Genomic DNA, 17,252 nt, shown 5'->3' on the forward strand with positions numbered 1-17,252 from the left:
CTTCGGTGACGCCAAGATGACAACCGCGCTTCTGGATCGCGTAACTCATCACTGCGCAATCATCGAGACAGGCAACACGTCATACCGGTTCGCACAGAGCAAGCGACGCAGAAAAACATAAACGTCGCGCAAGCAAAGGCCCCAGACGGACTCGCTATAGGAGGGCGGCCCGCCTGGGGCCTTTGCGCCACAAGGGGTGGGTCAAATTCAAACGCTGAAACCGGGTCAGTTTTGAACGCTCATTGACAAACCCGGCCACGTCGCGCACTTTGCGTCGCATGATTTCGAAGATCAGCGGCAGGTCGTAGCCGCTGTCATCACGCGGCAACTCACCCTCAAGTTCTGGGATGTGCAGGTCGAAGTCGCGCTTAAGGAATTCGAGCAAGGTCGCGTTCAGGCGGACATCATCCTCGTGATGCTCGATAATGAAATCGGATTGGGCCGAGCGGCGCGAAATCTTGACGGGAATCAACAGCAAAGGTGCGCGGTAGCTGCGCGTATCGGTTTCGGTCTTTTTCCAGCGCAGAAAACCTGCCGCAAGGAACAACGTATTGGTGCCGCCTTCCTGCATGTCGCTCTTGGCCTTGCGAAACAATGCCAGGAGGCGGTTGTTCGTATCCTTTCGCCAGGGCCAAGCCGATCCAGCGTCCAGGTCTTCAGTTTGATGACAGATGGGCTGCTCGCGATGGAGATAGCGAGGTTTTCCAGAGGCGCATCTGTCCCATTGATCAAGGTAATCTTGCGCAGGATCGAAACGCCGTTCTGGGCAGAGGAGAAATTGACCTTATCCGCTGTAGAGAACGCTACTCTAAGGTTCTGACCTTCCTCAACTGTAGCTCCCTGATCAATGACTTCTGACATAACGCAACCTTTGGTGAATGTTGCTCGATGCTGCACACGCGTCGTTGCGTGTCAATCCGTAGTGAACGAGTGCATCGTGAAGATTGGAATTGGACCACCAAAATTAGTCCACAAACCGGGATAGTTTATCCCGCAATTTGGCGGGCCAACGATATGTGAGTAAAGCTGCCAATCAGGCCGCACGCTTGCCGCCACTCGTCTGTCATCAAATACATGTCCGAACCAAGCGATTAGGTACGTCCTGGTGCTTTCCTCAAAGCCTCAAAGGACCTCGAGCTGCGAGATAAGTCGCTTTAAGTCTTCATGGATGTCCTCCGGAGCCATTTGCGCCCAGAGGTCATCCATCGTTTTGCCAGTTTCGGCCAAGCGTTTCGTAAGCGCCGTTTTGTAATCCCCCTCCAAGACCGGCGTCGCATCAGCGGGGGGCGCCGCCGTCCAGGGCAGGAAAAGATCATTTTCCCACCAAGTCCGGATGTCCTCAATCTCCAGCCCTAAAGTGCGGGCGATGCAGGCAGGAACCAAGGCATAGTTCTCCATCTCCCGGCGCCTGAATGTCCGAGATGCGAAATTTGCCAGCCCATGTCCGTCCGACTTGTCGCGCAGCGTCTCTTCGCAAACGGTGTTCAACGGGGCACCATCGCGGTCGCGCAAGCTTAGGGCGCGTATCCCCGGAATGCCTTTCTCCAGCTTTTGGAAAAACTTCCGCCGCTCCTTGTGGCTCTCTGTAGTCGGGTAGGCCTCGATCTTGGGAAGCGGACGGTTAAGAGTAGCTGCCATAGTTTTAAGCGCGCGTATAGACAATCTCAGGAAGCACATCACAGTCAGTGAGCGTGGTCTCATCTGCCCGGATGAATAGTCGGTCATTGGTCAGCGAGAGGGAAATCTTCAGGTGATGTACACCGTCCTGTGGGTGCTCCCAGTCGACCCTGATTGAGAGAGAGTATCCTTCTTCTCCGGGAATTTGCGTCTTTAGCCCATACCAAAGGTGCTTCAAGTCTGGCAGGTTGATCGGGTTGAAATCATCGTCCGAGATCCCGTATCCCTGCCCAGCAAACCCGGTCATGATCGCCTCGTCCCCTTTGCCCCGGCGCAGAACGAAAACGCAAAAACTCCACACAGCGAGGGCATGCAGCAGAGTAGATTTCCCGCTGTTGTTCGGACCAGCCAAGAGCGTGGTGCCGCTGCCTGCAATTTCAATCTTCCCGGATTCGAAGCGCTTGAAGCGCCGCAGCGCGATAGATGTAATCATGCAGCTTCCCTATGCGGCATTTTCCGAGAACAGCGGAGAACACGACCACACTGAACGGCAAATTCCTTAAGTGACTGGTGAATTTACATAAATTTATTTCACTCCATTCTCGCGGCGCAAAAAATATGCGCGCCGCGAAAAAATATACGCTCACCTACAGTTTTTTAGAAATCCAGGTTTTCGACGCTGAGAGCGTTTTTCTGGATAAACTCCCGGCGGGGCTCCACCACGTCCCCCATCAGCTTGGTGAAAAGGTCATCAGCCTCAACCATATCGTCGATACGCACCTGCAGCAGGGTTCGGGCGTCCGGGTCCAAAGTGGTCTCCCACAGCTGGTCGGGATTCATTTCGCCCAGACCTTTGTAGCGCTGGAGGGTCAGGCCCTTTTCACCCTCTTCCAGGATCGCCTTCAGCAACCCCAGCGGCCCATGAATGATCTGGCTGCGGTCCCGGCGGACAAGCTGGGCCGTGGTGCCGTATACTTCCTGCAGGCTCTGGGTGAAGCTGCCGGTCTTACGGGCCTCACCAGACCGAAGCATCGGGCCATCGAGTGTGCGGACTTCCTCAACCCCGCGCAGGATGCGGGCCAGACGGATGCCATGATCCTGGGTAATCCGGCCCTGCCAGCCGCGCTCATACTCCAGCGCGATGGCGTCCAGGCGGGCAGCAACCTTGTCGGCAACACCCTGCAGGTCGGAGTCCACGGCGCCGGGCACGAAAGCACCGGCCACTGCTGCCTGCTCCAGGATGTGGCGCGGATAATGGGTCGGGAAGGCATCCAGAACACGCTTGAGCTGGCGCGCTTCTTCCACCACGCGGGTGAGATCGGCACCGGCCATTTCAGACCCGTCGCCCAGCTTAAGCACCGCGCCGTCGACGCCCTGGTTGATCAGGTAGTCGTCCAGCGCGGCCTGGTCCTTGAGGTAGACCTCGGACTTGCCACGCGCGACCTTATAGAGCGGCGGCTGCGCGATATAGAGATAGCCGCCCTCGATCAGCTCCGGCATCTGCCGGTAGAAGAAGGTGAGCAGCAGCGTCCGGATGTGGGCGCCATCGACGTCCGCGTCGGTCATGATGACGATCTTGTGGTAGCGCAGCTTGGTGATATCGAACTCGTCGCGGCCGATGCCAGTGCCTAGCGCCATCACGAGGTTGCCGATCTCCTGCGAAGACAGCATCCGGTCAAACCGTGCGCGCTCCACGTTGAGGATCTTGCCGCGCAGGGGCAGGATCGCCTGGGTCATCCGGTCCCGCCCCGTCTGGGCGGAGCCGCCAGCCGAGTCACCCTCGACCAGGAAGACTTCGGTCTTGGACGGGTCTTTCTCGGAGCAGTCCTTGAGCTTGCCCGCGAGGTAGTTCACGTCCATCGCGGTCTTGCGGCGAGTCAGTTCGCGCGCCTTGCGGGCAGCCTCGCGCGCCAGTGCCGCCTCGACAATCTTGCCGACGATCTGCTTGGCCTCGTTCGGATTTTCCTCGAACCATTCAGCCAGCTTCTCGCCCATCAGGCTCTCCACCACCGGGCGCACCTCGGAGGAGACCAGCTTGTCCTTGGTCTGGCTGGAGAACTTCGGGTCCGGCACCTTGACTGACAGAACACAGGTCAGCCCTTCGCGGGCATCGTCACCGGTGAAAGAGACCTTCTCTTTCTTGGCGATGCCCGACGTCTGCGCGTAGTTGTTGATGGTCCGGGTCAGCGCGCCGCGGAAGCCCGCCACGTGGGTGCCGCCATCGCGCTGCGGAATGTTGTTGGTGAAGGGCAGAACCGTCTCGTGGTAGCTGTCGTTCCACCACATCGCGATCTCGACGCCGATGTCGTCCTTTTCCCCGACGATGTAGACCGGAGCCTCCATCACCGGGGTCTTGTGCCGGTCAAGGTATTTGACAAACTCCTTGACGCCGCCTTCGTAGAAAAGCTCAGCCGTCAGTTTCTCCGCCGGACGCTCATCCTCCAGAATGATCCGCACGCCGGAGTTCAGGAAGGCCAGCTCGCGCAGGCGTTTTTCCAGCGTCTCGAATGAGTATTCCAGGTTCGAGAACGTATCGGTCGAGGCCATGAACCTGACCTCGGTGCCGGTCTGGTCGCCACAATCGCCGACCACTTCCAGATGCTTGACGGTATCGCCACGCTCAAACCGTGCGACGTGTTCCTTACCGTTGCGCCAGATGCGCAATTCCAGCCAGTCGGACAGCGCGTTTACCACAGACACGCCCACGCCGTGCAGGCCGCCCGACACCTTGTAGGAGTTCGAGTCGAATTTACCGCCGGCATGCAGCTGGGTCATGATGACCTCGGCTGCGGATACACCTTCCTCAGCGTGGATATCCACCGGAATGCCGCGGCCATTATCGCTGACCGAGACGCTGGAATCGGCGTGGATTTTTACGGTCACGTGGTCGGCGTGGCCCGCCAGTGCCTCGTCGATGCCGTTGTCCACGACCTCATACACCATGTGGTGCAGGCCCGAGCCATCATCGGTGTCCCCGATATACATGCCAGGGCGTTTTCGGACCGCCTCCAACCCTTTGAGAACCTTGATGGAATCCGCGCCATATTCTGCGGGGGCCTGCTCGTTTCCGGACATTCACATCTTCCTGTCTTAGCTTCGGGATTTTATACGAAACCTGACCAGGATTGTCACGCGCAAGCCCCCTTTTTCTTGGCAGGATCAGGCAGCCTTGGCCCCCAATCCGCCAGCTGCCGCCAGCCAGGTTTTGACTTTGGCCTCCGGCGCGTCCGTAGCAGGTGCGAAAGTGCTGAAGCGCGTGGGCTTTATGCCGACAAACCCAAGGATCTGGCGACTGATGAACTTCTTGACAGCATTGCCGTAGAACAGCCGCAACAGCAGCGCAGGCGTGTCAGAGGTCAGCAGCACTCGGGCAGTCTTGCCGGTCAGCATCGGGGCCGGGAGCCCCACGGAGTTGACGTTACGGGTATCAAAGGCCCGCCCCGGCAGCAAAGCCCTGTCAAATACCGCCTTCAGCTTGGCAGGGATGGCGCCCCACCACAGCGGCGCGGCCATCACCACGTGCTCCGCCCATTCCAGATCCTCCAGAAAGGCGGCCAGATCCGGCTCCAACGGCTTCGGGTCCTTATACCCGCTCTGGCCATAATCCATGTCGAACTGCATCTGCGAAATGTCGTGGCAGCGCACTTGGTGGCCGTTTTCCTCAGCCGCAACCTGGTATGCGGCGCAGAGGGATTTCGACAGGGAGGTTTGGCCGGGATGGCCGTTCAGGATCAGGATTTTCCGGGCAGACATTTCAGGCTCCGCAAGTTAAGTTGACCGTGGTCACTTTATTGAATCAAAAATGACCGCGGTCAATTATAAAAGTGACCGCGGTCAATAACGAGATCGTGAGGCTGAGACATGACACGTGCACCCCAGAAGCGGCGGCTGGAAACGCGGGCAAAGCTGCTGGAGGTGGCGGCGGCCATCGTGCAGGAGCAAGGCTACAGCGGACTGCGGGTCGAAGACGTGGTTGCCCGGGCCGGAGTGGCCAAGGGCACCCTGTTTTCCCATTTCAAGGACAAGGACGGGCTTCTGGCAGTCCTGATCGGGGATGAGGTCATGCGCCTTCTGGACGGTATGGAGGCAGGTGGCGCCCCCCAGGATGCGGCAGAACTGACCGCCCGGCTGGCGCCGCATCTGGACTACGTCGGCCAGGACCGGGTGATTTTCGATTTGCTGCTGCGCTACTCCGGCACCACAGCGGCAGAACCGGACGAAGCCATTACCGCAGGCTTCATCCGCCAGGTTGACCTGCTGACCCGCTGGCTGCTGAGCCTGCAAGCCTCAGGCGAAATCCGCCGCGATCAGCCGCCGGAACTGCTGGCCGAAGGCATCCAGGCCTTTCTGAACCATGTCCTGGGCGTGTGGTTCTGCATTGAGCATGATGACGAAACGCCGCCCACCAGAGCACTTGAGCCATACTTGCGTGCCTGGCTGCAGCCCGCCCCTTAGGTGTAGGGGATCACCAGCCCGACGCAGATCAGCAGCCCGCCGGAGATCAGATTGATCCGCCGCCGGATCCGGGTGGAGGTCACCGCACGGCGCACGCGGTGCACCATCCCTGCCAGCGCCAGGTTGCCCAACAGCGGCACCAGGAAGGACAGGGTGACAATCGCGGCGATGTCGCTCGCGGAGATGCCCGACAGGTCAAAGAACCCGGGCAGCACCCCCATGTAGAACAGGATCGCCTTGGGGTTTCCGAGGATCACGGCGATACCGGCCATGAAACCGGCCCAGATGCCGGGACGGGTCAGGGCACGGTTTTCCTCCACCGCGTCGCCGGCGTGGCGGATCAGCAGAAATCCCATTCCCAGGAACATAGCGCAGGCAACCCAGCGCAGCATGGTCATGATGCCTTCTATTTCCGAGACCAACCAGGACATGCCAGCCACTGCGATCAGCGGCCAGAAGACGTCGCCGCAGGCGACGCCAAGAGCCAGCGGCCAGGCCGCCGGGAATCCGCCGGAGACTGAACGCGCCATCAGCGCCAGCCACACCGGGCCGGGGGTCAGGAACAGGATCAGCAAGGCGCCGGCGTAGAGCGCCAGATCCCAAGGCGTCACGGTCATGTCTGGGAAACCTCCGATACGCCTTCGGCTTCCGACACTTCCAGCACCTGCGCCCGGCCGCCAAGCTCCGTAAACAGCTCGAGGCCGGTACCCGTCATCCAGGCCTGGGTTCCCAAGGCGCAGATCTCGTCATAAAGCGCGGCGCGGCGGGCGGCATCCAGATGCGCGGCGACCTCATCCAGCAGCAGGATCGGTGGCGCGCCCTCACGCTCAGCCAATGCCCGCGCATTGGCCAGGATCAGCGACACCAGCAGCGCTTTCTGCTCTCCCGTGGAGCAATCCCTGGCCGGGGTACCTTTGGCGCGGTAGGTGCCAATCAGATCCGTGCGGTGCGGCCCCACAAGAGTACGGCCTGTGGCCAGATCGCGGAACCGGCTTTCCTCCAGCGCCTCTTTGAAATCAGCCTCCGAGGACGGCATGCTGCCCTCAGACTGCATCAATTCCAGTTCGGCGGCAGGAAAAGCAGTTTCAGCCTCCGCTTGCGCCTGCTGCAGCAGCTCCACCGCCTGCACCCGCGCGGCGTGGATCCGGTGCCCGGCGGCTGCCATTCTGTCTTCCAGCACTTTGTACCAGGCAGCGTCGCGGATCTGCTCCTTCAGCAGCCGGTTGCGCTCGCGCATCGCCTTTTCATACGCCAGCGAAGCTTCGGCATGAGCTGGCTCGAAACTCAGCGCAATCCGGTCCAGAAACCGCCGCCGCCCTTCAGCGGCCTCGATCCACAGCCGGTCCATTGCGGGGATCAGCCAAACAACACGGGCCACTTGGCCCAAGGCAATCTGGCTCGCGGCTTTATTGTCGATCTTCACCTGCCGGGCATTGCCGCCCTCGGACCAGGTTTCCACTTCATAAACCTGAGAGGGCGCCTGCAGCTCCCCCTTTAGTTTCCAGCCCAGCGCCTCCGGCTGGCGGGCCATATCGGCAGCGCTGGCCCGGCGCAAACCGCGGCCGGGGGAAAACAGCGACACAGCTTCCAGGATGTTGGTCTTGCCCGCGCCGTTGTTGCCGTAGATGGCCACCGGGCGCCCGTCCAAACGCAATTCCGCCCGCAAATGCGAGCGGAAATGCGAAAGCGTCAAGGCAGTCAGAGCCAGCATGAAGCGCGCGCCCTATTTCTTCTTTGCAAAAATACTCGCGCCGCAGGCATCGCCGTCAGGCGATCAAACCCGCATAGGCATCACGACGTACACCGCGCTTTCATCGCTGCCTTCGCGCATCAGAGTCGGATCGCCGGAAGAGTTGAACATGAACACGGCGTTCTCGCGGTCCACCTGGTTGGCAATTTCCAAGAGGTACTTGGCGTTGAAACCGATCTCCAGCCGCTCATCATTGTAGGCCACCGCCAGTTCTTCCTCAGCAGCGCCGCTGTCGGGCGCATTCACCGACAGGATCAGGCGGTCCTCTTCCAGCTGCAGCTTCACCGCGCGGGAGCGTTCGGAGGAAACGGTGGCAACCCGGTCAACGGCCTGCGCGAACTCGGCCGCGTCCACCTCCAGCCGGCGGGTGTTGCCGGCCGGGATCACCCGTGTGTAGTCGGGGAAGGTGCCGTCGATCACCTTGGAGGTGAGAGTGATGTTCGGGGTGGCAAAGCGCACCTTGGTTTCCGAGACCGAGACCGCAATATCCATGTCGTCATCGTCGAGCAGCTTGCGCAGCTCTCCCACGGTCTTGCGCGGCACGATCACGCCGGGCATGTCCTCGGCGCCCAGCGGCAGCTCGGCGTCGATGCGGGCCAAGCGGTGGCCGTCAGTGGCCACGGCGCGCAGCGCCTTGCCGCCCTCGGCACCGGCGGAGACGTGCAGGTAGACACCGTTCAGGTAATAACGGGTCTCCTCTGTGGAGATCGCGAATTTCGACTTGTCGAACAGGCGGCGCAGCACAGCTGCCTTGGCCGCAAAGTTGGAGTGATACTCCGACGACGCCATCACCGGGAAATCCTCGCGCGGCAGGGTCGCCAGCGAGAAGTTGGAGCGCCCGGCCTCGACCGCCAGGCGGCCGGTTGCGGCATCGGCGGTCAGAGTGACCAACGCACCGTCGGGCAGCTTGCGGACAATCTCGTGCAGGGTGGTGGCGGCCACGGTGGTGGCGCCGGCGCGCTCCACCTGGGCGGGGGCCTTGTCGACCACCTCGATATCCAGGTCGGTGGCACGGAACTGGACGCTGTCGCCTTCGGCTTCGATCAGCACATTCGCCAGGATCGGAATGGTGTTGCGGCGCTCGACCACAGACTGCGCCTGGGCCACGGCCTTGAGAAGCGTGCCGCGTTCGATGCTGATCTTCATGTCCCAAATCCTCTTCGTCAGGCGCCCGTGTCACATGCCGGGACAAGCAACCTACCTGTTTACCCCTGCCGCACAAGGCTTTTTATGGATTTCTCCAAGGGATTTCAGGCGGGGTCAAGAGGGGCTGCGCGGCTGGGCCGCGAAACCGGGGTAAACGTTGCAGCAGAACCCGGTTCTGTCCGGGCGGGGACAAGCACAAAAAACGCCCCGGTGCTTTGACCGGGGCGTGATATGGGCAGGTGATTGCACTGGAGAGGTGCTTAGGCTTTCACCCGCTCCGATTTCGGATCGTACATCGGCTTCAGCGAGGCCTCGGCCTGCACCTTCACGCCGCAGACGTCGATCTCGTAGGTCGAACCTAGCACATCCGCCGCGCTTTCGCCCTCGCAAGGCACGTAGCCCATGCCGATGGCGGCACCCAGAGTGTGGCCGTAGTTGCCGGAGCTGAGATAGCCCACATATTTGCCGTCGCGGATGATCGGCTCGTTGTGGAACAGCAGCGGCTCGGGATCGGTCAGCTTGAACTGAACCATGCGGTTCTTGGGGCCGCTCTCCTTGCGCTCCAGTACCGCGGCCTTGCCGATGAAGTCATCCTTGCCGGCGGCGACCGCAAAGCCGAGCCCTGCGTCGATCACGTTGTCCTCGCAGGTGATGTCGTGGCCGAAGTGGCGGAAGCCCTTCTCGATCCGGCAGCTGTCCATCATGTGCATGCCGCAGAGCTTGAGCCCCATATCCTGGCCCGCCTCCCAGAGGGTTTCGAAGGCGTGGCCGGACATCTCTGCCGGGATATAGATTTCCCAGCCAAGCTCACCCACATAGGTAACCCGGTGCACACGGGCGAGGCCCATGCCCAGTTCGATCTCTTGCGCGGTTCCGAAGGGGTTCACCTCGTTGGAGAAATCATTGGGCGACACTTTCTGCAGCAGCTCACGGGAGTTCGGACCCATCACTGCCAGCACACCCTCGCCTGCGGTCACATCGGTGAGCACGACGTTGAAACCGCCCTTGTTGCGCATCATCCAGGTCTGGTCGGCGAGGCGGGTCACCGCCGGGGTCACCACCAGATAGACGGTCTCGCTCAGGCGGGTGACGGTCACATCCGCCTCGATCCCGCCGCGTGGGTTCAGGAACTGGGTGTATACGATCTTGCCCGCGGGTACCGAGACATTGGCGCCGCAGATGTAGTTCAGGAACTTTTCCGCATCCGGGCCTTCGACGCGGATCTTGCCGAAGGAAGACATGTCGTACATGCCGACATTTTCGCGCACGGCCTTGTGTTCTGCCGCGGAATTCTCGAACCAGTTCTGGCGCTTCCAGCTGTACTGGTACTCACGCTCCTGGCCTTCATTGGCAAACCAGTTGGCGCGCTCCCAGCCGCCGATTTCGCCAAACACAGCGCCCTGTTCCTTGAGATGGTGGTGGAACGGGGTGCGGCGCACGCCGCGGGCCGTGGCCTTCTGGCGGTAGGGGAAATGGTCGGCATACAGCAGGCCCAGGGTCTCTTTAGAGCGCTCGAACAGATAGTGCTTGTTGCCCTGGAACGGGTGCATGCGGGAGATGTCCACATCACCAAGGTCAAACGGTTTCTGGCCGTCCTCCATCCACTGCGCCAGCGCCATACCGGCGCCGCCTGCGGACTGGATGCCGATCGAGTTGAAGCCGGCGGCGACCCAGAAGTTGTCCATCTCCGGCGCCAGGCCGAGGTGGTAGGCGTCGTCCGGGGTAAAGGACTCGGGGCCATTAAAGAAGGTGTGGATACCCGCCTCCGCCAGCATCGGCATACGGTTGCAGGCGGCCTCCAGGATCGGCTCGAAGTGATCGAAGTCCTCAGGCAGCTGGTCGAATTCGAAGCTGTCGGGGATGCCTTTCATCGCCCAGGGCTTGGCGTTGGGTTCAAAGGCACCCAAAAGGATCTTGCCAGCGTCTTCCTTGTAGTAGGCGCATTCGTCCGGCACCCGCAGCACCGGCATCTGGGCCAGGCCTTCGATGCCTTCGGTCACGATGTAGAAGTGCTCGCAGGCGTGCAGAGGAACGTTGACGCCTGCCATGCGGCCGACCTCGTGCCCCCACATGCCGGCACAGTTCACCACCATGTCCGCCTCGATGTGGCCTTGGGACTGGCCATCATCGCTGGCCCAGTCAACGCCTGTGACGCGGCGGCCGTTTTTGGAGATGCCGGTAACCTTGATGCGCTCTTTGACCAACGCACCGCGCTGGCGGGCGCCCTTGGCCAGGGCCAGTGCGATGTTGGCCGGATCCGCCTGCCCGTCGGTCGGCAGCCAGACACCGCCGGTCACGCCGTCCAGATTGATGTGCTCGTAGCGCTCCTTGACCTCCTTGGGCGACAGTTCCTCCACCGGCACGCCAAAGGCGCGGGCCATTGCGGCGTTGCGATAGAGTTCTTCAAGCCGCTCATTTGTCAGCGCTGCGGACACTGAGCCGACCTGGCGCAAGCCGGTGGCGACACCGGTTTCTTCCTCAAGCCCCAGGTAAAGCTCTGCTGAATAACGCGCGAGCTTAGTCATGTTGGAGGACGCGCGCAGCTGGCCGATCAGGCCCGCGGCGTGCCAGGTGGTGCCGGAGGTCAGCTGCTTGCGCTCCAGCAGAACCACATCCTTCCAGCCGAGCTTGGTCAGGTGATAGGCCACCGAACAGCCGATCACGCCGCCGCCGATAATCACCACGCGGGCCTTGTTGGGAAGATCGCTCATATCATCGCTCCTGAATGAGGGTTTGCGCCTGATTATCACGAATAGGCGGCGCAAAATGCATCAAAAACGCCAGACTCCCGGGGCTATTCTCCGGCCTTGAGGATTTTTTCCGGGCTGTCCTCGCCCAGTCGGCGGCGTTTGCGCAGCGCAAAGGGCGTGATACCGAAGAAGCTCTTGTAAAGGCTGGAGAACCCATTGGGAAACCCGCAGGCGAGGCCGATCTCGCGGACGCTTATGGTGGTATTGAGCAGAAGATTGTTGGCCTTGGAGAGCCGCATTTCCCGGTAAAACCCATTGGGTGTGGTTCCCAGGAAGGTCCGGAACTTACGCTCCAGAGAGCGGGTGGAAATGCCCAGTTCTTCGACGATGTCGCTGATCGGCACTGGTTCCTCGATGTTGTCCTGCATGATGCGGATGCAGTGGTCCAGGTCGCTGTCGCCGGTGATGGTCGGCTTGGCGCCGGAAAAAGGCTGCAGCGAGGAGAAATCGCGCACCTGTTCGTGCAGCATGATGTTGCCCACGGTCATCTGCGCTGCAGCAGAGGTGAGCCGCCCGACAAGCGCCAGAATGATATCGACGGTGGATCCCATACCTGCACATGTAACCACCGGCCCGTCCTCGCTGGCCAGTGCGTGGCTGGAGTCGTTCAGCCCCATCCGCTCGCGCAGCAGGGCGGAGTTTTCCCAATGGGTCGTCAGCCGCCCGGCGGCGCCGCCCTGGTCGCGGATATAGCGCGCCGCGGCCTCGGCCAGCAGGTAAACCTTGATATCGCGGCAGGTGTAGCTGGAGATCACCCGTCCCAGGCTGAGGCCTGGATGGTCCGGGTCCGAGTTGCCAAGGAAGAATGCGAAATCCGCGTCCGGCTTGGCCGCGAAGGGTTCAGTATCCACGCTGAGGCCCGCCCGGCAGCCCACCCGGCCGCCCTGCAGCGAGCGGACGGTCCATTTGAACGGCGGCTGGGCCAGCACGCGGTTGGCAATCCGCAGCACCTCCAGAATCGCCGACATCTCGATCAGCACGAAGCCTTCGGTGACGATGATGTCGATGTGCCAGACCCGGGCCGGATCTGCCGCTTTGAGTTTTTCCGGAGCTGCCATGCTGATCCCCTCCCCTGGTCAGACGATCCGATGCCCGGCCGCGCGTATGCAGCGGGCCAGTTCGGCAATATGGTCCGGGCCGACTTCGCAGCAGCCGCCGACGATGGTGGCGCCTTGGGCAACCCAGCCCATGGCAAATTCCGCGTAGGCCTTGGGCCCCAGATCCTGGCGCTGCTCCAGCGCGTCCACGGTCGGCGCATCCTGCAGGAAGCCTTCGGATATCCGGGTGAAGCCGTTGGCATAGGCGCCGCAGGGCTTACCGAAGCTCTTCACGATTTCCAGGCCTGCGCCGACGACCTCGGGGCGCGAACAGTTGAGCAGAACCGCCTCCGGCTGGAATTCCTCAACCAGCGGAGCGAGGTTTGCAAGCGGCTCGACGGAGCGCAGCAGCGTTCCGTCCTCATCAGAAACTGAGGCCGCCAGCCACACCGGTTTGGCCGTGCCGGCGCAGCCGAGCAAGGCGCCCCTGGCCTGCTCAACCGAGGAGACGGTTTCGATCAGGAACAAATCCGCCTGCGGCTCCAGCAGCTGAACAAGCTCCGCGTAGACAGGTGCGGCCTCCTGGTGTGGCGGGCAGATGTCCGGGCGGTAAGAGGCAATCAGCGGCCCAAGCGCAGCGGCAACGCGGCCCGAGCCGTGGGCGTCCCGTGCAGCGGTTGCCTGTGCAGCGGCCTTGGCCAGCAATTCTTCGAAATGCCCCTCGATCCCGGCGCGGGTCAAACGGTCGCGCAGCACGGCATAGGTGTTCATGGTGGCAATTGTGGCCCCGGCAGCAAAGTAGTCCGCGTGAATGCCGCCGACCACATCCGGCTTTTTGATCATCACGGAGGTTGACCACAGCGGCGTCGCCCGGTCGCCGGACCGTTTGACGACCTCCTGCCCGATCGAGCCGTCAAGGAGGATGATTTCTGTCATGGGGCCTCCTGCGGGGGAATCAGGACCAGTTTGCCCGGAAACGCCTTACTCATGAAATCGGCTTGCGCCCGGGCGATGTCCTGCAGGGGATAGGTTGCCGAGACCAAGGGGCGGATTGCGCCGGAATTGATCAGCTCCACCAGTTCGGCAAAGACCGCACGCGGGGAGAAGGTGCAGCCGTGGATGGTGATGTCGCGCAGGTAAATCTCGCGCAGGTCCGCTGTGACGATCGGGCCGGCAATGGCGCCGGAGACCGCGTAGTGCCCGCCGGGCCGCAGCACCTGTATCAGCGCGGGCCAGGCCGGGCCGCCGACCACGTCGATGACGGCATCGAATCTGCCCGGTTCAGGGGATTCCCCGCGGCCGATGATGCTGCCCGCCCCCATCGCGGTCACCGCCTCCGCCTTGGCGGGCGATGTCTGGCCGGTCACTTGCGCACCAAGATGGGCCGCCAGCTGCACCGCAGCCAGCCCGACCCCGCCGGAAGCGCCGGTCACCAGCACCCGCTGGCCACCAGTGACACCGGCACGGTGCAGCAGGTTCCAGGCGGTTCCATGGGCACAGGGCATGGCCGCAATCTCGGTATCCGACAGGGGAGAAGCGCTGACATCGAACAGCTCTGCCGCGTCAGCCAGGCAGTATTGCGCGAAAGCACCGTCAAGCTCTGACCCTAGGGCGACAAAGGCCACCGGATTGTCCGGCTGCGGCCGGGGAATATTGATCTGGCTGGTGACCCGCTGCCCCACGCGGATGCCACCGGCACCAGGGCCGGTCTGAACCACCACGCCGCACAGGTCGCCGCCTTGGATGCGGGGGAAGCTCAGGGCGCCGCCCCAGCCGCCGGCCTCGACCTCTGCGTCATCGCCGACCGTATCGGTGGCCCCCGTCACATCTGACGAATACCAGCCGATCCGGGTGTTGATGTCGGTGTTGTTGACGCCGGCCGCCAGAACCTTGACCAGCACCTGCCCCGGCCCAGGGACCGGAACAGGAATATCTTCACGCCATTCGAGCGCATCCGGCCCGCCATGCCGGGTCAAACAGACGCCTTTCATCATCTGGGCCATCGCTGAAGCCTCCTGAATTAAGCGTGACGGGCCGACCGTAGCACATCAGGCGCGCAGGCGCTCGTTGGCCGGATCCCACAGCGGTTCGTCTTTCTGAACCACCGCGCGGCACTTCTCGCCGTAGATCTCGACCTCCAGCTCGGTGCCCGGCACCGCCAGATCGCTGCGCACCATGCCCAGCGCAATGGAAGCGTTCACACGGTAGCCCCAGTCGCCCGAAGTGGTTTCACCCACGATCGCGCCATCCTTCCAGATGCAGGACATGTAAGGCGCGTCTGCCTCGCCAGCCTCAACGATCAGGGTCACAAAGGACTTCTTCACGCCCTGCTGCTTTTCGTTCTGGATTGCAGCCTTGCCCGGGAAATCCTGCGGCTTGTCCAGCTTGACGAAACGCTCCAGCCCGCCTTCCAGCAGCGAGTAGTCGGTGCTGAGGTCGCCCTTCCAGGTGCGGTAGCCTTTCTCGATCCGCAGGGAGTTCAGCGCATACATGCCGAACGGCTTGGCGCCGCCTGCCAGCAGGGCGTCGTAGATTGCCGGCTGATGCTCGTTGGCGCAGTGCACCTCCCAGCCCAGTTCGCCGGCAAAGGACACCCGCGCCAGGAAGGCGGGTTTGCCCGCGACCGTGGCTTCCTGGTGGGTCAGCCAGCCAAGCGACAGGTCGGCGTCGGAGATACCTGCAAACAGCTCACGCGATTTCGGGCCGGTGACGATCATGGTTGCGAATTCGGTGGTGTGGTCGGTCAGGGTCAGGCCGGCAGGCAGCGCCTTCTTCAGGATTTCGAAGTCGTGCCACTGGGCCGAGCCTGCGGTGATCATGGTAAAGTGGTCTTCGCCGTGACGGACACAGGACATCTCGGTCAGGATACGGCCGCGGTCGTCCGAGAAGTAAACGAGGTTCATTCGGCCCACCTTGGGCAGGCCGCCAGTGACCAGGCCGCGCAGGAATTCGGCAGCGCCTTCGCCTTCCAGGTTGAAGCGGGAGAAGCCCGGCAGATCCAGCACGCCTACGCCGTCGCGGACCGCTTCGCATTCTTCTTTGATGCGCTGCTGCCACGGGCCAGAGCGGCCCCAGGTGTGGGTGGCATCCTCGGAGGTGTCGTCACCGTCCTTGGCGAACCAGTTTGCACGCTCCCAGCCGTTGTAGGCGCCCATCACACCGCCCAGCTCCTTGATGCGGCCGTGAACCTGGCTGACCTTCTTGTCGCGTGCGGCAGGCCATTCGTGGTGCGGGAAGTGCATGGCGTATTCGTTGCCGTAGACTTCCATGCCTTTCTTGTCGCAGTAATCCTGGTCGGTGTAGTCGGTGTAGCGGCGCGGATCGACCGCCCACATGTCCCATTCGGTGTGGCCGTCGACGATCCATTCCGCCAGCACCTTGCCGGCGCCGCCGCCTTGGGCAATGCCGAAGGTAAAGACGCAGGCCTCGAACGCGTTGTCCACGCCCGGCATCGGGCCGATCATCGGCAGGCCGTCGGGGGCGTAGGGGATCGGGCCATTGATCACGCTGGACACGCCGGAGGAGGCCATCAGCGGCACCCGCTCCATCGCGTCGGTCACGATGTCCTCGATCCGGTCCAGATCGTCCGACCACAGCTGGAACGAGAAGTCGTCCGGCATCTGGTCGTCTTCGGTCATCCAGTGGCCTTTACAATTCGGCTCATAGGGGCCGAGGTTGTAGCCGTTCTTCTCCTGGCGCAGGTAATAGGAGACATCCACGTCGCGGATCAGCGGCAGTTTTTTTCCGTGCTCCTTGCTCCAGGCTTCCACTTCAGGGATTTGCTCAGTCAGCAGGTACTGGTGGCTCATCACCATCATCGGCACAGTGCGGCCGCCGTAATCCTTGAACCACTCACCCACACGCTGGGCATAGTAGCCGGCAGCGTTCACTACATAGTCGCATTCGATGTCGCCCTTCTCGGTGTGCACGATCCAGGTCTTGTCTTCCTTTTGGGTCACGCCGGTGGCCGGGCAGAAGCGAATGATCTTCTGGCCCATGTCGCGGGCGCCCTTGGCCAGCGCCTGCGTCACCTGCGCCGGGTCGATGTCGCCGTCGGAAGGATCCCACAGCACCCCTTTCAGGTCGTGGATCTCCAGAAACGGGTAGCGTTCCTTGGCCTGTTCCGGGGTCCAGATCTCCATGCCGATGCCCTGGTAGCGGCCCATGGAACAGGCGCGCTCGAACTCCTGCATCCGCTCCTCGCTATGCGCCAGCCGGATCGAGCCGGTCTGGTGATAGTTCATCGGATAATCCACCTCCTCGCCGAGGCGCGCATATAGCTCGGTCGAGTAACGCTGCATGTTCATGATCGACCAGGAGGTGGAGAAGGTCGGCACATTGCCCGCCGCGTGCCAGGTCGAGCCTGCCGTCAGCTCGTTCTTTTCCAGAAGCACGCAATCGGTCCAGCCTTTCTTGGCCAGATGATAAAGCGAAGAGCAGCCGATGACGCCGCCGCCGATGATGACCACGCGGGCCTTGGTTGGAAAATCAGACATG

The 17,252-nt window shown here is 62.1% G+C and carries 15 protein-coding genes; 2 read left to right on the forward strand and 13 right to left on the reverse strand.

Going from position 1 to position 17,252, the window contains the following annotated elements; translation table 11 throughout:
- A partial coding sequence (locus tag GKC28_RS18770) for an ATP-binding protein (RefSeq protein ID WP_217433978.1) occupies nucleotides 1–121 on the forward strand: 121 nt, incomplete at its 5' end.
- A 33-nt stretch (nucleotides 122–154) separates the two neighbouring features.
- On the opposite strand, the gene GKC28_RS18775 is transcribed toward GKC28_RS18770, so the two are convergent.
- The 5 genes from GKC28_RS18775 to GKC28_RS18795 all read right to left on the reverse strand — a co-directional run bounded on the left by GKC28_RS18775 (nucleotide 155) and on the right by GKC28_RS18795 (nucleotide 5,370).
- Nucleotides 155–571, reverse strand: a complete 417-nt coding sequence (locus GKC28_RS18775; RefSeq protein ID WP_254604308.1) for a DUF4011 domain-containing protein — start codon at nucleotides 569–571, stop codon at nucleotides 155–157.
- A 551-nt stretch (nucleotides 572–1,122) separates the two neighbouring features.
- A complete protein-coding gene (locus GKC28_RS18780; RefSeq protein WP_174148532.1) occupies nucleotides 1,123–1,638 on the reverse strand; it encodes a hypothetical protein in 516 nt (171 codons plus the stop codon).
- Between the two features lie 4 nt (nucleotides 1,639–1,642).
- A complete protein-coding gene (locus GKC28_RS18785) occupies nucleotides 1,643–2,110 on the reverse strand; it encodes an AAA family ATPase (RefSeq protein ID WP_174148533.1) in 468 nt (155 codons plus the stop codon).
- 164 nt (nucleotides 2,111–2,274) lie between these two features.
- A complete protein-coding gene (gyrB, locus tag GKC28_RS18790) occupies nucleotides 2,275–4,692 on the reverse strand; it encodes a DNA topoisomerase (ATP-hydrolyzing) subunit B (RefSeq protein WP_174148534.1) in 2,418 nt (805 codons plus the stop codon).
- An 84-nt stretch (nucleotides 4,693–4,776) separates the two neighbouring features.
- Nucleotides 4,777–5,370, reverse strand: a complete 594-nt coding sequence (locus GKC28_RS18795; RefSeq protein WP_174148535.1) for an NAD(P)H-dependent oxidoreductase — start codon at nucleotides 5,368–5,370, stop codon at nucleotides 4,777–4,779.
- Nucleotides 5,371–5,478: 108 nt separating this feature from the next.
- Here GKC28_RS18795 and GKC28_RS18800 point away from each other — a divergent pair, with 108 nt between their 5' ends.
- The gene (locus GKC28_RS18800; RefSeq protein ID WP_174148536.1) at nucleotides 5,479–6,072 is read left to right on the forward strand and encodes a TetR/AcrR family transcriptional regulator; all 594 of its coding nucleotides are present in this window, start codon (nucleotides 5,479–5,481) and stop codon (nucleotides 6,070–6,072) included.
- Here GKC28_RS18800 and GKC28_RS18805 read toward each other — a convergent pair.
- The 8 genes from GKC28_RS18805 to GKC28_RS18840 form a co-directional block, all read right to left on the reverse strand.
- The gene (locus GKC28_RS18805) at nucleotides 6,069–6,689 is read right to left on the reverse strand and encodes a LysE family translocator (protein WP_174148537.1); all 621 of its coding nucleotides are present in this window, start codon (nucleotides 6,687–6,689) and stop codon (nucleotides 6,069–6,071) included. The two genes, GKC28_RS18800 and GKC28_RS18805, sit on opposite strands and share 4 nt — an antisense overlap.
- The gene (gene recF / locus GKC28_RS18810) at nucleotides 6,686–7,783 is read right to left on the reverse strand and encodes a DNA replication/repair protein RecF (RefSeq protein WP_174148538.1); all 1,098 of its coding nucleotides are present in this window, start codon (nucleotides 7,781–7,783) and stop codon (nucleotides 6,686–6,688) included. The genes GKC28_RS18805 and recF overlap by 4 nt, the downstream gene beginning before the upstream one ends.
- A gap of 63 nt (nucleotides 7,784–7,846) precedes the next feature.
- Nucleotides 7,847–8,968: a DNA polymerase III subunit beta gene (dnaN, locus tag GKC28_RS18815; protein WP_174148539.1), complete on the reverse strand. Its 1,122-nt coding sequence runs from the start codon at nucleotides 8,966–8,968 to the stop codon at nucleotides 7,847–7,849.
- A 260-nt stretch (nucleotides 8,969–9,228) separates the two neighbouring features.
- Nucleotides 9,229–11,679, reverse strand: coding sequence for an FAD-dependent oxidoreductase (locus GKC28_RS18820; protein ID WP_174148540.1), 2,451 nt, complete (start codon nucleotides 11,677–11,679; stop codon nucleotides 9,229–9,231).
- 83 nt (nucleotides 11,680–11,762) lie between these two features.
- Nucleotides 11,763–12,776 carry a GlxA family transcriptional regulator gene (locus tag GKC28_RS18825; protein ID WP_174148541.1) on the reverse strand — a complete coding sequence of 338 codons (1,014 nt, stop codon included), beginning with the start codon at nucleotides 12,774–12,776 and terminating at the stop codon, nucleotides 11,763–11,765.
- Nucleotides 12,777–12,794: 18 nt separating this feature from the next.
- Nucleotides 12,795–13,691 carry a homocysteine S-methyltransferase family protein gene (locus tag GKC28_RS18830; RefSeq protein WP_174148542.1) on the reverse strand — a complete coding sequence of 299 codons (897 nt, stop codon included), beginning with the start codon at nucleotides 13,689–13,691 and terminating at the stop codon, nucleotides 12,795–12,797.
- Entirely contained in the window at nucleotides 13,688–14,758 is a 1,071-nt protein-coding gene (locus tag GKC28_RS18835; RefSeq protein WP_174148543.1) for an alcohol dehydrogenase family protein, read from the reverse strand. The genes GKC28_RS18830 and GKC28_RS18835 overlap by 4 nt, the downstream gene beginning before the upstream one ends.
- A gap of 45 nt (nucleotides 14,759–14,803) precedes the next feature.
- Complete coding sequence (locus GKC28_RS18840; protein ID WP_174148544.1) at nucleotides 14,804–17,251, reverse strand: FAD-dependent oxidoreductase; 2,448 nt, start codon at nucleotides 17,249–17,251, stop codon at nucleotides 14,804–14,806.
- Nucleotide 17,252: the final 1 nt, after the last annotated feature.

The sequence above is a fragment of the Leisingera sp. ANG59 genome, assembly GCF_013317235.1.
GTDB lineage: Bacteria > Pseudomonadota > Alphaproteobacteria > Rhodobacterales > Rhodobacteraceae > Leisingera.

Coding starts and splice junctions, on each gene's coding strand:
- GKC28_RS18775 (WP_254604308.1), bottom strand. CDS start 571: ATGCAGGAAGGCGGCACCAATACGTTGTTCCTTGCGGCAGGTTTTCTG.
- GKC28_RS18780 (WP_174148532.1), bottom strand. CDS start 1,638: ATGGCAGCTACTCTTAACCGTCCGCTTCCCAAGATCGAGGCCTACCCG.
- GKC28_RS18785 (WP_174148533.1), bottom strand. CDS start 2,110: ATGATTACATCTATCGCGCTGCGGCGCTTCAAGCGCTTCGAATCCGGG.
- gyrB (WP_174148534.1), bottom strand. CDS start 4,692: ATGTCCGGAAACGAGCAGGCCCCCGCAGAATATGGCGCGGATTCCATC.
- GKC28_RS18795 (WP_174148535.1), bottom strand. CDS start 5,370: ATGTCTGCCCGGAAAATCCTGATCCTGAACGGCCATCCCGGCCAAACC.
- GKC28_RS18800 (WP_174148536.1), top strand. CDS start 5,479: ATGACACGTGCACCCCAGAAGCGGCGGCTGGAAACGCGGGCAAAGCTG.
- GKC28_RS18805 (WP_174148537.1), bottom strand. CDS start 6,689: ATGACCGTGACGCCTTGGGATCTGGCGCTCTACGCCGGCGCCTTGCTG.
- recF (WP_174148538.1), bottom strand. CDS start 7,783: ATGCTGGCTCTGACTGCCTTGACGCTTTCGCATTTCCGCTCGCATTTG.
- dnaN (WP_174148539.1), bottom strand. CDS start 8,968: ATGAAGATCAGCATCGAACGCGGCACGCTTCTCAAGGCCGTGGCCCAG.
- GKC28_RS18820 (WP_174148540.1), bottom strand. CDS start 11,679: ATGAGCGATCTTCCCAACAAGGCCCGCGTGGTGATTATCGGCGGCGGC.
- GKC28_RS18825 (WP_174148541.1), bottom strand. CDS start 12,776: ATGGCAGCTCCGGAAAAACTCAAAGCGGCAGATCCGGCCCGGGTCTGG.
- GKC28_RS18830 (WP_174148542.1), bottom strand. CDS start 13,691: ATGACAGAAATCATCCTCCTTGACGGCTCGATCGGGCAGGAGGTCGTC.
- GKC28_RS18835 (WP_174148543.1), bottom strand. CDS start 14,758: ATGGCCCAGATGATGAAAGGCGTCTGTTTGACCCGGCATGGCGGGCCG.
- GKC28_RS18840 (WP_174148544.1), bottom strand. CDS start 17,251: ATGTCTGATTTTCCAACCAAGGCCCGCGTGGTCATCATCGGCGGCGGC.